The sequence below is a fragment of the Cyanobium sp. NIES-981 genome (assembly GCF_900088535.1).
Taxonomy (GTDB): domain Bacteria; phylum Cyanobacteriota; class Cyanobacteriia; order PCC-6307; family Cyanobiaceae; genus NIES-981.
Map to the genome: position 1 here is coordinate 470505 of NZ_LT578417.1, position 13688 is coordinate 484192.

General features: G+C 70.4%; 15 protein-coding genes. 10 read left to right on the forward strand and 5 right to left on the reverse strand.

Features of this window, described 5'->3' with window-relative positions:
- Nucleotides 1-7: 7 nt before the first annotated feature.
- Complete coding sequence (locus CBM981_RS02440; RefSeq protein WP_157665309.1) at nt 8-283, reverse strand: hypothetical protein; 276 nt, start codon at nt 281-283, stop codon at nt 8-10.
- A 226-nt stretch (nt 284-509) separates the two neighbouring features.
- On the opposite strand from CBM981_RS02440, the gene CBM981_RS02445 reads away from it, so the two are divergent.
- The 3 genes from CBM981_RS02445 (at nt 510) to CBM981_RS02455 (ending at nt 1607) form a co-directional block, all read left to right on the forward strand.
- A complete protein-coding gene (locus CBM981_RS02445; RefSeq protein ID WP_225867487.1) occupies nt 510-773 on the forward strand; it encodes a Glypican in 264 nt (87 codons plus the stop codon).
- Between the two features lie 61 nt (nt 774-834).
- Nucleotides 835-1284: a hypothetical protein gene (locus CBM981_RS02450; RefSeq protein WP_172820796.1), complete on the forward strand. Its 450-nt coding sequence runs from the start codon at nt 835-837 to the stop codon at nt 1282-1284.
- 65 nt (nt 1285-1349) lie between these two features.
- Nucleotides 1350-1607: a hypothetical protein gene (locus CBM981_RS02455; protein WP_225867488.1), complete on the forward strand. Its 258-nt coding sequence runs from the start codon at nt 1350-1352 to the stop codon at nt 1605-1607.
- Between the two features lie 60 nt (nt 1608-1667).
- On the opposite strand, the gene CBM981_RS02460 is transcribed toward CBM981_RS02455, so the two are convergent.
- The gene (locus CBM981_RS02460) at nt 1668-1925 is read right to left on the reverse strand and encodes a chlorophyll a/b-binding protein (protein WP_087067116.1); all 258 of its coding nucleotides are present in this window, start codon (nt 1923-1925) and stop codon (nt 1668-1670) included.
- Nucleotides 1926-2000: 75 nt separating this feature from the next.
- Here CBM981_RS02460 and CBM981_RS02465 point away from each other — a divergent pair, with 75 nt between their 5' ends.
- Entirely contained in the window at nt 2001-2312 is a 312-nt protein-coding gene (locus CBM981_RS02465) for a hypothetical protein (protein ID WP_087067117.1), read from the forward strand.
- Here CBM981_RS02465 and CBM981_RS02470 read toward each other — a convergent pair.
- Nucleotides 2297-2704 carry a DCC1-like thiol-disulfide oxidoreductase family protein gene (locus tag CBM981_RS02470; protein ID WP_087067118.1) on the reverse strand — a complete coding sequence of 136 codons (408 nt, stop codon included), beginning with the start codon at nt 2702-2704 and terminating at the stop codon, nt 2297-2299. The genes CBM981_RS02465 and CBM981_RS02470 overlap by 16 nt on opposite strands.
- Nucleotides 2705-2766: 62 nt before the next feature.
- Here CBM981_RS02470 and hemJ point away from each other — a divergent pair, with 62 nt between their 5' ends.
- The 3 genes from hemJ to CBM981_RS02485 are packed head-to-tail and all read left to right on the forward strand — an operon-like array spanning nt 2767 to nt 4622.
- Nucleotides 2767-3372: a protoporphyrinogen oxidase HemJ gene (gene hemJ, locus CBM981_RS02475; protein ID WP_225867489.1), complete on the forward strand. Its 606-nt coding sequence runs from the start codon at nt 2767-2769 to the stop codon at nt 3370-3372.
- Nucleotides 3373-3377: 5 nt separating this feature from the next.
- The gene (locus CBM981_RS02480; RefSeq protein ID WP_087067119.1) at nt 3378-4049 is read left to right on the forward strand and encodes a PHP domain-containing protein; all 672 of its coding nucleotides are present in this window, start codon (nt 3378-3380) and stop codon (nt 4047-4049) included.
- A 30-nt stretch (nt 4050-4079) separates the two neighbouring features.
- Nucleotides 4080-4622, forward strand: coding sequence for a hypothetical protein (locus CBM981_RS02485; RefSeq protein ID WP_087067120.1), 543 nt, complete (start codon nt 4080-4082; stop codon nt 4620-4622).
- Between the two features lie 9 nt (nt 4623-4631).
- On the opposite strand, the gene cobN is transcribed toward CBM981_RS02485, so the two are convergent.
- A complete protein-coding gene (gene cobN, locus CBM981_RS02490; RefSeq protein WP_087067121.1) occupies nt 4632-8363 on the reverse strand; it encodes a cobaltochelatase subunit CobN in 3732 nt (1243 codons plus the stop codon).
- Nucleotides 8364-8430: 67 nt separating this feature from the next.
- Between cobN and CBM981_RS02495 the strand changes: the two genes are divergently transcribed.
- The 3 genes from CBM981_RS02495 (at nt 8431) to CBM981_RS02505 (ending at nt 13395) form a co-directional block, all read left to right on the forward strand.
- Nucleotides 8431-9348, forward strand: a complete 918-nt coding sequence (locus tag CBM981_RS02495) for a branched-chain amino acid transaminase (protein WP_087067122.1) — start codon at nt 8431-8433, stop codon at nt 9346-9348.
- Between the two features lie 10 nt (nt 9349-9358).
- A complete protein-coding gene (gene metH, locus CBM981_RS02500; protein WP_225867490.1) occupies nt 9359-13060 on the forward strand; it encodes a methionine synthase in 3702 nt (1233 codons plus the stop codon).
- Between the two features lie 62 nt (nt 13061-13122).
- On the forward strand, nt 13123-13395 hold the full coding sequence (locus tag CBM981_RS02505; protein ID WP_087067123.1) for a DUF4090 family protein: 273 nt from the start codon (nt 13123-13125) through the stop codon (nt 13393-13395).
- Nucleotides 13396-13418: 23 nt separating this feature from the next.
- Here the strand turns inward: CBM981_RS02505 and CBM981_RS02510 are convergent, their stop codons facing one another.
- Nucleotides 13419-13646, reverse strand: a complete 228-nt coding sequence (locus CBM981_RS02510; protein ID WP_087067124.1) for a hypothetical protein — start codon at nt 13644-13646, stop codon at nt 13419-13421.
- Between the last annotated feature and the right edge of the window lie 42 nt (nt 13647-13688).

The following is a 13688-nucleotide window of genomic DNA, read 5'->3' on the forward strand; positions in this document are numbered from 1 at the left end:
GGAAAGCCTAGTCCCGATGGCCCGGGGGATCCGGTGGGATCCAGCGCCGCACCACCAGCTGGTGCTCCCCCTGCCGTTCCAGCCGATCCTCGGCCCCCAGGCAGCGCAGCAGCATCGCCGCCGCCAGGACACCGCCCAGGGTCCACAGGCTCGTCCACACCACCACGGCCATCACCAGGGCCTGCGGCCCCTCCCCGCCGTGCAGGGCCCTCCACAACACCCACAGGGCGGAGCTCTCTCCGGCGCCCCAGCCCACCAGCCAAGCCGTCAGGAAGCCAGCCACCAGAACGCGACCCGGCCCGCTCGGCCCTGAACCGGTGGTCCGCTGCCCCATGGGCATCCGCAGGACGGCCCAGAAGCTGCGGTGGGACCACAGAACACCCGGGAGGGCCACGCACCCGTTCCAGTGGTGGCCCCGTTGGGCCGCCCCTGCCAGGGTTCGGTTCCCCGGCTACGGAACCCCAGGTCTCCGGGCCCAGAATGGTGGCCTCCGCCCGTCCGGCCGCGCCATGGCAAGCTCCGACCCCCTCCACCGCGCCGGCCTGCAGCGCCAGGGCCCGCCCTCGGCCCTGGTGGCTCCCGTTCTGGGGCTGGCTGCCGTCGGAGCCCTGGTGGTGATCCCGCTGGTGCTGATGGCCGCCATCCCCCTGGTGCTGGCCTCCGTGCTGGCGGTGGGCGGTGTCGTTGTGGTCGGTCTTTCGCTCTGGGCCACCGTCGAAGCCCTGGCGGCCTTCGAGCGCTGGCTGGAAACCGACCGCCGCTTCCAGCGCTAGGGCGGCCGAGGCCGCACTCCGGCGCTAGGGCAGGAGAGCAGCACGTGATTCTCCGAACGCCATGGCCTCCATCGCCCCATCCCTCCAGGCCCTGGTCTCCAGGGCCTTCCCCCGCAGAGCTCCGCTGCTCCGCCGCCGCCTTCTGCCCGGGGTTGTCATCGGCTCTCTGGGCCTCACCGTCCTGTACTCCGGAGCGGGCCTGGCGCCGGTGCAGGCCCAGGACCGGGTGCCGATCGAAGCCGTGCGCGCCATCAACGTGGCCCGCACCTACGCCGTCAGGCTCAACGGTGGCCTGCAGCGCTACCGCCCAGCCCAGTGCATGTTCGCCACGGCGGCGCCCACCAACCCCTGTCTGCTCCGCCAGGACGACGATGGCTTCCTGTTCCGTTTCGCCGGAGGCCCCCCCGGCTGGGAGGAGCGGGATGAGCAGCCCAGCCAGGAAACCGAACTGCGCATCTCTCCCGACGGCCGGGATGTGGAGCGGGTGGTGTACAACGGCCCGTTCCGCTGACCCTCCCACGACTTTACCCCCTACGCTCGTGCGTCTTCGGGGCTTGTTCCGGTGCGGGTGACGCGATGACGGGAATCGTGGCAGCTGGCCTGGTTCGTTTCCGGTTGGGTCGCCGACGCCAGACCGAGGGCGCCGCGGCCGATCGGCTGCGGCGCGTCAGCCGGGAAGATGCGCTTCAGGCCCTGGATCTTGCCCTGATTGCCCAGGCCTACCGTGCCGGTGAGGCGGTGTATCTGGGCCGCGGAGATTTCTGGCGCTGGGATCAGGACGGCATCCCGGGCTGGCTGGTGCCCCAGCTCGAGGATCTCGGCTTCCTGCCCTGAACGCTGCCCCTGGGCGCTGCCCCTTGCACTCCTGCCCCGTGCACAGCCCCCCGGCGGCTTTCAGCCCAGGAGCCAGCCCACCATGGCGGCGAGCTGCCCCAGGATCCCCTTCCCGGTGAGTTCCTCACCCACCACCGCGGCCAGGAAACCGAGCATGGCCGCCCGGCCGTTGAGGCGCTCCACCGCCGCGAGGGCGGCCGTGTTCCAGGGCCGCTCGCTGGAGAGGCCTTCACCGAAGCGCTCCACGGGCTCGTACAGATAGCCGTCGCCGGAGCTGCCGGCGCCTTGGCTGGGGCTGGGGGCGGATGTCGGCTTCATGGCTGGCTGCGCTGCACGGCGAACCCTAGAGAAGCCCCGCCTGCGCTAGGCATGGGTCCACTGCCTTCCCGTGCCATGGATCCCCTCAGCAAGCGGCAGGTCGTGGCCAGCGGCAGCGCCTGGCTGGCGGCCCTTCTGAACGTGGTGCCGGGCCTGGGCACCGGCTACATCTACCAGCGCCGCTGGAGGGCCTACTGGATCACCTCGGCGCTGGCCACGCTCTGGTTCGCCCTGGGCATCCTCCAGGGTCAGGACGGGGATCCCACCCTCCTGCCCGATCAGCTGCAGCGCCAGCAGCTGATCGGCCTGGCGGGGTTCCTGCTGCTGGCCGTGGTCACTGCGGTGGAGGCGGCCCGGGCCAGTCTCCGTGCTCAGCAGGAGGCCTGATCCGGGTCGACCGGGAGCCGCCGCCAGGCCAGGGCCGCCCGCCGCGCCAGCAGCAGGAGGGGGTAGAGCTGCTCCGCCCGCCTGCGCTCCGCCATCAGCGCCTTCAGCACCCGCAGCAGGGCTGCACTGGGCTGCATGCGGGCGCTGATCCAGGCGATGGCGTCTGCGCCGTGCCACACCCGGTTCCCCTGCACCACCATGGCGCCATCGCGCAGGTGGTAGCCCCGCGCCGCCAGCGCCCGTCTCAGCTCCGTGTCGGCCCGGCCATCGCGGATCTCCAGATCGGGGATGCCGCCCTTCAGTTCACTGAGAAGGGCGAACTGACGGCAGAACACGCAGCCTCCGTCGAAGACCAGCAGCGGGGCGGGTTGTGGGGCGTCGCCTGCTGTCATCCCGGTCCATCGTGGTCGTCCATCCTGGCCGGGGCAGCCCATCCCCGTTGGGCTTCTAGCCTGTGGCCCCCCGCCTGAACACGGTGTTCGCCTTCAGCTGGCCTGCCGAGGCCTATCTGTGGTTCAAGACGCTGCACATCGTGGGCGTGGTGGTGTGGTTCGCGGGCCTGTTCTACCTGGTGCGCCTGTTCATCTACCACCGCGAGGCCGAGGAGCTGGAACCGGCGCTGAAGGTGGCCTTTCAGCACCAGTACAGCCTGATGGAGCGCCGCCTGGCCAACATCATCACCACCCCCGGGATGGTGGTGGCCGTGGTGTGCGCCGTGGGCCTGCTGAGCGTGAACCCCGCCTGGCTGCACCAGGGCTGGATGCACGCCAAGCTCGCCTTCGTGGCGGCGCTGCTGGCCTATCACGCCTTCTGCTACCGCCTGATGGGGCAGCTGCAGCAAGGCCGCTGCGGCTGGAGCGGCCGCCAGCTGCGGGCCCTCAATGAACTTCCCACCCTGCTGCTGGTGATCGTGGTGATGCTGGTGGTGTTCAAGAACCAGTTCCCCACGGGCGCGGCCACCTGGTTCGTGGTGGCCCTGGTGGTGTTCATGGCCGCCTCGATCCAGTTCTACGCGCGCTGGCGCCGGCTGCGGGCCGAGCGGCTGGCCGCCGAAGCCTGAGGCCGATGGCCGTCTCCGTCTCCCCCCGGGCTTCCCATCCCCTGGCCGCCGTGCTGGCGGAGGTGGAACCGGCCAGTTGTCCCACCCGGTTCAACTTCCACTGCCACACGGTCTGCAGCGATGGCAGCCTCACCCCGGAGGCCCTGGCCCATCAGGCTCTGGCGATCGGTCTCGATCACCTCGCCGTGACCGATCACCACGCCCTGCAGGCCCATGCGCCGATCGCCGCGGTGTTCGAGGCCGCCTCGGCGTGGGGGCAGGCGGTTCCGACCCTGTGGCGGGGTGTGGAGATCAGCTGTCTGCTGGAGGGGTGTCTGGTGCATGTGCTGGCCCTCGGTTTCGCAGCGGAGCACCCGTCCCTGGACCCCTACCTGCAGGGCAGGGCCGTGGTGGGGCCGGCCCTGCGGGCCGGGGCGGTGGTGCAGGCCATCCATGCCGCCGGAGGTCTGGCTCTGCTGGCCCATCCGGCCCGTTACCGCCGCCCCTTCCCCCAGCTGCTGGCGGCGGCCGCCGACCTCGGCTTCGACGGAGCCGAGGCCTGGTACGACTACGACCTCCAGGCGGTCTGGTCGCCCACGCCGCTGGTGTGCGAGGCGATCGCCAGGGATCTGGAGCAACGTCGCCTTTTGATGAGTTGTGGTACGGATACCCATGGGGTGAACCTCCGCGGCCGCTAGGGTTTGCTGACGCTTTCCCCTTGGCCGTCGATGGGTCTGTTTGATCGCCTGTTCTCCTCCGGCTCCGGCGCCAGCAGCGCCCCCGCCGCCAAGCCCCAGCCCCGCAAGAAGACGGAGGCCGTCTTCCTGGATGCCGATGCCGCCAGCAGCCTCGGCGATGTGAACCTGATGAAGCGGTCGAACACGATCCGCCACACCTTCCCCGGCACGGCCGACAACCCCGGCAACAAGGAGATGGTGGCCGAGGTGTCGTCCATGGAGGCCAAGCTCGAGAAGATGTCGGATGGCCTGCCCGGCGCCAGCCGTGGCGAGGCGGATGTGAACCTCACCGGCGGCATCCCCAAGCCGGTGAAGAAGACCTTTGCCCAGCAGATGTCCCCAGCGCAGCTGGAGCAGCGCAAGCGCGGTTCCGCCCTGGGCGTGAATGTGCCCGGTGGCCCCGCCGCCCTCAAGAAGGAACAGGAGCAGGCCGCTGCGGGCCAGACCTCCCAGCCCCAGATCACCCAGCAGAGCACCGCCAAGCCCGGGGCCATCGATCCCTTCCGCCAGATGGTGAAGGAGCTCAACAGCTGAGCCGGCGGCTCAGGGCTGCTGTTCGATCAGACTTTCGGTGTCGAGCACCAGCTTCTCCAGGTGGCTGATCTGCTCGGCGCCGGCCCTGCTCCAGAGGCCGCGGTGGTGGGCCTCCAGCAGCCGTTCGCCCATGTCGCGCAGTGCCCATGGGTTGCGACGCTCCAGGAACCCCCGCACCTCGGGATCAGCCAGCCAGTGTTCCCACACGGCGCCGTAGCTCCAGGCCGGCATGCGGCCGGTGCTGGCGTCGTAGGCGAACAGGTAGTCGAGGGTGGCGGCCATCTCGAAGCCGCCCTTGTAGCCGTGCTCCTGCATCGCCCGGATCCAGCGGGGGTTGAGCACCCGGCTGCGGAGCACCTTGTCGAACTCCTTCTCGATCCGGTGCAGCCGCGGCCGGCTGCTGCGGGAGTGGTCGCCGAACCAAAGGGCGGGCCGCCGGCCCTGCAGCCGTTCGGCCGCCGCGCTCAGGCCCCCCTGGAACTGGTAGTAATCGTCGGAGTCGAGCAGGTCGTGCTCGCGGTTGTCCTGGTTGTGCAGCACCACCTGCACGCTGCGCAGCCGCTGCTCCAGTCCTGCCCGATCCGCGCGCGCCTCGATGGCGGCTGCGCTTCCTTGGCCGTCGCCGTCGGGGGCGTAGCGCCAGCTGCTCCAGGTCAGGAAGGCCTCGCCCAGATCCCGCCGCTCCTCCCACTGGCCGCTGTCGATCAGGCCCTGCAGGCCGGCCCCGTAGGCGCCGGGTGCCGATCCGTAGACGCGGGCGCAGTGCCCTTCCCGCCGTGCGGCCGCCGCCAGGGGGTTGTCGGCGTCGTCCTCCTCCAGGCCGGCCACCAGGGCGGTGGCCCGGTGCATCCAGCCCACCAGCTGGGGGAAGGCATCGCGGAACAGGCCGGAGATGCGCAGGGTCACATCCACCCGGGGCCGGCCCAGCAGGCTGAGCGGGATCAGTTCCAGATCCACCATCCGGCGCGTTGGCCCATCCCACACCGGCCGCACCCCCAGCAGGGCCAGGGCCTGGGCGATGTCCTCGCCGCCGTTGCGCATCGTGCTGGTGCCCCATACCGAAAGGGCGAGCTGGCGCAGGTGTTCCCCCTCCTCCTGCAGATGGAGCTCCAGCAGCAGCTCGGCGCTGCGGCGGCCCAGGTCCCAGGCGGCCTCGGTGGGCAGCCCCCGCAGGTCCACCGCATAGAAATTGCGGCCGGTGGGCAGCAGATCGGGCCGGCCCCGGGTGGGGGCACCGGCGGGGCCGGCGGCGATGCGGCGGCCCTCCAGCCCCCGCAGGAAGGCCTGCTGTTCCGCCGTACCGCAGCCCAGCAGGCGGGGCACCAGCTGCTGCTGCAGGTGTTGCAGGCTGGCCCGCGTGGCTGGGCCGTGCGCGCCCGGCTGCATGCCCCCCGGGCTCAGGGCCTGGCGGCAGAGTTGCAGGGCCTGCTGCTCCAGCAGGGCGGCGCCATCGCCCGCCGTGCGCAGCACACCGGCGGCCAGGTCAGCGCCGGCCTTGAGGCGCTCCCGGTCATGGGCGTCCAGCGGCTGTTCCTCGGCATCACTCCAGGGATCGAAGCCCAGCCCCCGGTCGCGGGCGAGGGCCTGCGTCAGACCCGCCACCCCGGCCTGGGGTGGCCGGGCCAGGCAGAGCAGCAGTTCCGCCAGCCGCTCGGCCTGCGGCAGGCGGCCGTAGGTGTGGAGCCCCAGGCGGATCTGGGCCTCCTTGAGCTCGCACAGATAGCCGTCGGCGGCATCCAGGCGGGCATCGAGGTCGGCGTCAACCGCCGCCAGGGGAAGCTCCAGGGCCTGGAGCCGCTCCCGCAGGGTGCTGCGCAGGCCCTCGGCCCGGGCGCTGCCGAGCTGGCAGGCCTCCCAGTACTCATCGAGCAGCCCCTCCAGGCGCTGCAGATCTCCGTGCAGACCGGCCCGTCCCAGCGGCGGGGTGAGGTGATCGAGGATCACCGCCTGGCTGCGGCGCTTGGCCTGGGAGCCCTCGCCGGGGTCGTTCACGATGAAGGGGTAGAGGTGGGGCATGGGCCCCAGGGCCCACTCCGGGTAGCACTGATCCGAGAGGCCCAGACCCTTGCCCGGCAGCCATTCGAGGTTGCCGTGCTTGCCCACGTGCACCACCACCTGGGCGCCGAAGCTCCGGCGCAGCCACAGGTACTGGGCCAGGTAGGCGTGGGTGGGCGGCAGATCGGGGCTGTGGTAGCTGAGGCTCGGGTCGCGGTCGTAGCCCCGCTCGGGCTGGATCAGCACCACCAGATGGTTGAACCGCAGGCCCCGGACCGGGAAGGCCGGCGTTCCGCCACGGCCCGGCACCAGCCCCCCATCCCGCTCGGGCGGCCCCCACACCGCCTCCAGGCGCTGCTGGCCCTCCAGGGGCAGGCTGGCGTACCAGGCGCGGTAGGTGCCGAGGTCCAGGTGATCCACGGCGGGCCGGTGGCCGCTCTCCGGGTCGTTGGTCTGGCCCGCCAGCAGCAGGGCGATCAGGGCATCGCCATCGGCCGGGAGCTCTCCCGGCCCCAGGTCGTAGCCGGCCTGCTGCAGCCAGTGCAGCATCAGGGCCGTGGAGGCCGGCGTGTCCAGTCCGACCCCATTGGCCAGACGGCTGTTGCGCACGGGGTAGTTGGCCAGCACCAGGGCCACGCGCCGCCGCGGGGCCGGCGTGCGCCCCAGCGCCACCCAGCGGGCCGTGAGCTCCGCGATCCAGTCGAGCCGCTCGGCATCGGGGTCATAGCCCTGCAGCGCCGAGGCGAGGCGATCACTGGCCTGGCGCGTCTGCTTGAAGGCCCCCACCCGGGTGGTGATGCGCCCATCCAGTTCCGGCAGGGCCACCTGCAGGGTGAGATCGGTGGGGGCCAGGCCGATGCTGCTGGCTTCCCACGCCGTTCGGGGTTGGCTGCTGCAGAGCAGCTGCAGCACCGGCACATCCAGGGCCTCCCACAGGGGCGCCCCCAGCCCGGCCTCCTCGAACTGCACCGAGGCGAACGAAGTGCTGCAGAGCACCGCCGCCACCCCCTCCCGCCGCAGCAGGTCGGCCACACCCCGCTGCACGGCCGGATCCCGCAGGCCGCTCACCCAGAGCGCCCGCGGGCACAGCCCCCGGCCCCGCAATGCCCCCAGGGCGGCCTCCATCAGGGCCAGATCGCCGGCCTGCAGCAGGGCGCGGTAGGCGATCACCCCCACCCGGGGGCCGGGCTCCTGGCGCCAGTCATGGGGGGCCGGATCCGGGAGCGGCTGCACGGCAGGCGGCGGCGCGTCCTCTCCCCGCAGAAGCTGCCCCAGGGCAGCCAGCGCCGCCCGCACATTGGCGCTGCCGCCCTCCCGCAGGCAGCGGCCCAGGGCCAGGGCCAGGGCCGGATCCGCCGTGCCGCAGCGGGCCAGCACCTCCTCATCCTCCGGGGTACCGGCCAGCACCACCAGAGCCCGGCCCTCCTGCTGCGCCCACAAGGCCAGCTGATCCAGTCCGTAGCTCCAGTGCCCGCGGCCCCCGAGCAGCCGCACCACCACCAGCCGGGCCTGCCGCACCGTGGTGACGATGTAGTGGTCGATCACGGCCGGATGGGCCAGGGCGGCCAGGTTGAGGCCCCGCAACTCCACCTCCAGCAGGCCGGGGTCCTCGCTCAGCACCCGGTCCACGCTCACCAGGTCGGTGTCGGCGCTGGTGAGCAGCAGCACCGGTGCCGGTGGCTGCTCCACGTAGGCCCCCCTGTCTGCCTGGTCCGATCCCCCCGGTAGTGCCGCCAGCCTGTGCATCCCCCCATCCTGCTGGCTGCAGTGAGAAGATCGGGGCACGCCAGGCTTCGCCGATTCCCACGCCCCCATGCACCAGTTCCTGCCCTACGCCTGGTTCGATGGCAAGGTCGTGCGCTTCGAGGACGCCACCCTCTCGGTGGCGACCCATGCCCTGCACTACGGCACCGGCGCTTTCGGGGGCATGCGGGCCCTGCCCAATCCTGCTGACCCCAAGGAGATCCTGCTGTTCCGGGCCGACCGCCACGCCCGAAGGCTCAGCCAGAGCGCCCGCCTGCTGCTCACCGACCTGCCGGAGGACACCATCCACGCGGCGATCCAGGCCTTCCTGGTGGCGAACCAGCCCACCTGTCCGGTGTATCTGCGGCCCTTCGTGTACACCAGCGACCTGGGCATCGCCCCGCGCCTGCACAACATCGAGACCAACTTCCTCATCTACGGCCTCGAACTCGGCGACTACCTCTCGCCGGACGGGGTGAGCTGCCGCATCAGCTCCTGGACCCGCCAGGAAGACCGCTCCCTGCCCCTGCGCGGCAAGATCAGCGGCGCCTACATCACCAGCTCCCTGGCCAAGACCGAGGCGGTGAAGAGCGGCTTCGAGGAGGCGATCCTGATGAACAGCCGCGGCAAGGTGAGCGAGGCCAGCGGCATGAATCTCTTCATCGTGCGCGACGGCCAGCTGATCACCCCCGGCGTGGATCAGGACATCCTCGAGGGCATCACCCGGGCCAGCGTGATCGAGCTGGCCCGGACCATGGGCCTGGAGGTGATCGAGCGGGCCGTGGACAAGAGCGAGCTGTTCATCGCCGACGAGGTGTTCCTCAGCGGCACCGCCGCCAAGGTGACGCCGGTGCGCCGGGTGGAGACCACCGACCTGCCGGCGGAGCGTCCCGTGATGGAACGGCTGCGCGAACGCCTCACCCTGATCACGGAAGGCCGCGATCACGCCTATGACCACTGGGTGACGCGGATCCGCATCGACAGCTGAACCCGCCCCGATGACCACCACCCAGCCCCTCAGCACGCCCACGCCGTCCAGGCCCGCCCCCGGCCATTCCGGAACCTGTCTCCAACGGGTGGGATTCCTCGAGCGCCTGCACGCGCCCGAGCGCCCGGTGCTGGTGTTCGACGGGGCCACGGGCACATCCCTGCAGCAGATGAACCTCACCGCCGAGGACTTCGGTGGTGCCGCCCTGGAGGGCTGCAACGAATACCTGGTGGTCACCCGTCCCGACGCCGTGCAGGCGGTGCACCGCCAGTTCCTGGAGGTGGGCGCCGATGTGATCGAGACCGACACCTTCGGCGCCACCTCCCTGGTGCTGGCCGAATATGACATCGCCGACCAGGCCTTCGCGCTCAACAGGCGGGCCGCCGAGCTGGCCCGGCAGATGGCCGACGCCTACAGCACACCGGAGAAGCCGCGGTTCGTGGCCGGCTCCATGGGGCCCACCACCAAGCTGCCCACCCTGGGCCATGTGGACTTCGACGCGATGAAGGCCTCCTTCCAGGAGCAGGCCGAGGGGCTGCTGGCCGGCGATGTGGACCTCTTCATCGTGGAGACCTGCCAGGACGTGCTGCAGATCAAGGCGGCGCTGCAGGGGATCGAAGCGGCCTTCAGCGCCACCGGCCAGCGCCGGCCGCTGATGGTGAGCGTGACCATGGAGACCACCGGCACGATGCTGGTGGGCTCGGACATCGCCGCCGTGGTGGCGATCCTGGAGCCGTTCCCGATCGATGTGCTCGGCCTCAACTGCGCCACCGGGCCGGAGCAGATGAAGGAGCACATCCGGTATCTGAGCGAGCACAGTCCGTTTGTGGTGAGCTGCATCCCCAATGCCGGCCTGCCCGAGAACATCGGCGGCGTGGCCCACTACCGGCTCACGCCGCTGGAGATGAAGATGCAGCTGATGCACTTCGTCGAAGATCTCGGCGTGCAGGTGATCGGCGGCTGCTGCGGCACCACGTCGGCCCACATCGGTGCCCTGGCGGAGTTGGCGGCGGAGCTGGAGCCGGCCCCCCGTCCGGTGCGCACCCCCGAAACCCGGCAGGCGCGCCCCCTGCTGCAGGTGGAACCTGCGGCAGCCTCGATCTACGGCACCACGCCTTACCACCAGGACAATTCCTTCCTGATCATCGGCGAGCGGCTCAATGCCAGCGGTTCGAAGAAGGTGCGGGAACTGCTCGCCGAAGACGACTGGGACGGCCTGGTGGCGATTGCACGCGGCCAGGTGAAGGAGAACGCCCACGTGCTCGATGTGAATGTCGACTACGTCGGGCGCGACGGTGAGCGCGACATGCACGAGCTGGTGAGCCGGCTCGTGACCAACGTGAACCTGCCGCTGATGCTCGATTCCACCGAGTGGCAGAAGATGGAGGCCGGCCTCAAGGTGGCCGGCGGCAAGTGCATCCTCAACTCCACCAACTACGAAGACGGCGACGAGCGCTTCTTCAAGGTGCTGGAGCTGGCCCGGGCCTACGGGGCTGGTGTGGTGGTGGGCACCATCGATGAGGAGGGCATGGCCCGCACGGCGGAGCGCAAGTTCGCCATCGCCCAGCGCGCCTACCGCGATGCCGTGGAGTTCGGCATCCCGGCCCACGAGATCTTCTACGACCCCCTGGCCCTGCCCATCTCCACCGGCATCGAGGAAGACCGGGAAAACGGCCTCGCCACGGTGGAGGCGATCCGGCTGATCCGGGAGAATCTGCCGGGGGTCCACGTGGTGCTCGGGGTGAGCAATGTGAGCTTCGGCCTCTCACCGGCGGCCCGCATCGTGCTCAATTCGGTGTTCCTGCACGACTGCTGCCAGGCGGGCATGGACGCGGCGATCGTGAGCCCCGCCAAGATCCTGCCGCTGGCCAAGATCAGCGAGGACCACCAGCAGATCTGCCGGGATCTGATCTACGACCGGCGCCGCTTCGAGAGTGAGCAGCCCGGGGCCATCTGCACCTATGACCCGCTCACGGCCCTCACCACCCTGTTCGAGGGCGTGAGTGCCAAGGAGGCGCGCGCCTCGGGCCCCTCCCTGGCCGATCTGCCGGTGGAGGAGCGGCTCAGGCAGCACATCATCGACGGCGAACGCATTGGCCTGGAAACGGCCCTGGAGGAGGCCCTGCAGCGCTATCCGGCCCTGCACATCATCAACACCTTCCTGCTGGATGGCATGAAGGTGGTGGGAGAGCTGTTCGGCTCCGGGCAGATGCAGCTGCCCTTCGTGCTGCAGAGCGCCGAAACGATGAAGGCGGCGGTGGCCAGGCTCGAACCCCACATGGAGCGCGTGGAAGGGGAGAGCAGCAGCAAGGGCAAGTTCCTGATCGCCACCGTGAAGGGCGATGTGCACGACATCGGCAAGAATCTCGTGGACATCATCCTCACCAACAACGGCTATGAGGTGATCAACCTCGGCATCAAACAGAGCTGCGAGGCGATCATCGAGGCCCAGCAGCAGCACCAGGCCGACTGCATCGCCATGAGCGGGCTGCTGGTGAAGTCCACCGCCTTCATGAAGGACAACCTGGAGGCCTTCAACGAGGCCGGCATCACGGTGCCGGTGATCCTCGGCGGTGCGGCCCTCACCCCCCGCTTCGTGCACGGCGACTGCCGCGCCGCCTACCGGGGCCAGGTGGTGTACGGCCGTGACGCCTTCGCCGACCTGCGCTTCATGGACGCCCTGATGGAGGCCAAGGCCGCCGAGGGCTGGGACGACCTGCAGGGCTTCGTCCACGGCGTCCCCGAGGGCCTGGAGCTGGGCCAGAGCCGCCCCACGGCCGCCGGCGACGATGACGCCTCCGACCCATCGGTCCCGGCGGACGGGCCGCCGCAGTCGGCCGAACCGCTTCCGGCCAGCGACCACCGCTCCGAGGCCGTGCCCGAGGAACCGGCGCTGGAGCCGCCCTTCTGGGGCAGCCGGGTGCTCACCGAGGCCGAGATCCCACTGGAGGAGGTGTTCACCTACCTCGATCGCAACGCCCTCTTCGCCGGCCAGTGGCAGCTGCGCAAGAGCCAGCAGCAGAGCCGGGAGGCCTATGAGGCGATGCTGGCCGAGAAGGCCGAGCCCGTGCTGCAGGGGTGGATGCGCCGCTGCCTGGCCGAGGGGCTGCTCACGCCGCGGGTGGCCTACGGCTACTTCCCCTGCGGCCGCGAGGGCAACGCCGTGGTGGTGTTCGACCCGGAGCGGCGGCAGAAGCCGCTGGGCCGCTTCGTTCTGCCCCGGCAGCGGGCCGGCAACCGCTACTGCATCGCCGACTTCTACCGCGACCTGGCCACCGGCGCTGAGGGCGAGCCGCTGCCCACCGATGTGATGCCGATGCAGGCGGTGACCATGGGCGAGCAGGCCACCCGCTTCGCCCAACAGCTCTTCGCCGCCGACCAGTACACCGACTACCTCTACTTCCACGGTCTGGCGGTGCAGATGGCCGAGGCCCTGGCCGAATGGACCCATGCCCGCATCCGGCGGGAACTGGGTTTCGGCGACCAGGAGCCCGCGGCCCTGCGCGATGTGCTGGCCCAGCGCTACCGCGGCAGCCGCTACTCCTTCGGCTACCCCGCCTGCCCCAACGTGGCCGACTCGCGCCAGCAGCTCACCTGGCTCGGTGCCGAGCGCATCGGCCTGCGGATGGATGCCAGCGACCAGCTGGAGCCGGAGCAGAGCACCACAGCCCTGGTGGCCCTGCACAGCAAGGCGCGCTACTTCAGCGCCTGAATCGGGGGACGGAATCAGGTTCTGCGGGGCCTAGCGTGGTGATCGCTGCCGCCCGGAGCCCCATGGTGATCGCTGGACCTGATGGTGTGGATGCCGCGATCAGAGCCGGTGTGGACCTGGACGGCTCACCGATCCCGGAGCCCATGCTGGCCCTCTACAACGAGGTGATGGAGCTGGAGAGCCACCGGGCCCGTTCCGGCGTGACCAAATCCATGCGCAACAGGGTGGTGAAGACCGGATCGAAGCACCTGGACCAGCAGACCCTGGATGCACGCCTGAAGGCCGCGGGCTGGGAGGGCCTCAAGCCCAGGGAGATCGCCTTCTTCTACGGCTGAGCCCGGTTCATCTCAGCTGCGTGTCAGCTGCACATCTCCTCGAGCGCATCGATCACGTCCTGCTGGAACTCCTCCAGATCGGAGGAGTCGCTCAGATCAAGGCCCTCGCCGGCGGCGTTCTGGGTGAGCTCCTGGTAGTGAAAGGCTCCTTCCCCGTGGGCCAGGAACTCCACGGCAGACGGTTCACCGCTTTCCTTGTAAGCATCACAGAGGGCCAGGAAGGCCGCGTCTTCGGTGAATTCCCAGCTCATGGAGGGGTTGGCGCGTCGAACGACGGGTGGAACGCGGTCAAC

Coding starts and splice junctions, on each gene's coding strand:
- CBM981_RS02505 (WP_087067123.1), top strand. CDS start 13,123: ATGGTGATCGCTGGACCTGATGGTGTGGATGCCGCGATCAGAGCCGGT.
- CBM981_RS02485 (WP_087067120.1), top strand. CDS start 4,080: ATGGGTCTGTTTGATCGCCTGTTCTCCTCCGGCTCCGGCGCCAGCAGC.
- CBM981_RS02465 (WP_087067117.1), top strand. CDS start 2,001: ATGGATCCCCTCAGCAAGCGGCAGGTCGTGGCCAGCGGCAGCGCCTGG.
- CBM981_RS02450 (WP_172820796.1), top strand. CDS start 835: ATGGCCTCCATCGCCCCATCCCTCCAGGCCCTGGTCTCCAGGGCCTTC.
- CBM981_RS02480 (WP_087067119.1), top strand. CDS start 3,378: ATGGCCGTCTCCGTCTCCCCCCGGGCTTCCCATCCCCTGGCCGCCGTG.
- CBM981_RS02460 (WP_087067116.1), bottom strand. CDS start 1,925: ATGAAGCCGACATCCGCCCCCAGCCCCAGCCAAGGCGCCGGCAGCTCC.
- CBM981_RS02470 (WP_087067118.1), bottom strand. CDS start 2,704: ATGACAGCAGGCGACGCCCCACAACCCGCCCCGCTGCTGGTCTTCGAC.
- CBM981_RS02495 (WP_087067122.1), top strand. CDS start 8,431: ATGCACCAGTTCCTGCCCTACGCCTGGTTCGATGGCAAGGTCGTGCGC.
- CBM981_RS02510 (WP_087067124.1), bottom strand. CDS start 13,646: ATGAGCTGGGAATTCACCGAAGACGCGGCCTTCCTGGCCCTCTGTGAT.
- CBM981_RS02455 (WP_225867488.1), top strand. CDS start 1,350: ATGACGGGAATCGTGGCAGCTGGCCTGGTTCGTTTCCGGTTGGGTCGC.
- metH (WP_225867490.1), top strand. CDS start 9,359: ATGACCACCACCCAGCCCCTCAGCACGCCCACGCCGTCCAGGCCCGCC.
- CBM981_RS02445 (WP_225867487.1), top strand. CDS start 510: ATGGCAAGCTCCGACCCCCTCCACCGCGCCGGCCTGCAGCGCCAGGGC.
- cobN (WP_087067121.1), bottom strand. CDS start 8,363: ATGCACAGGCTGGCGGCACTACCGGGGGGATCGGACCAGGCAGACAGG.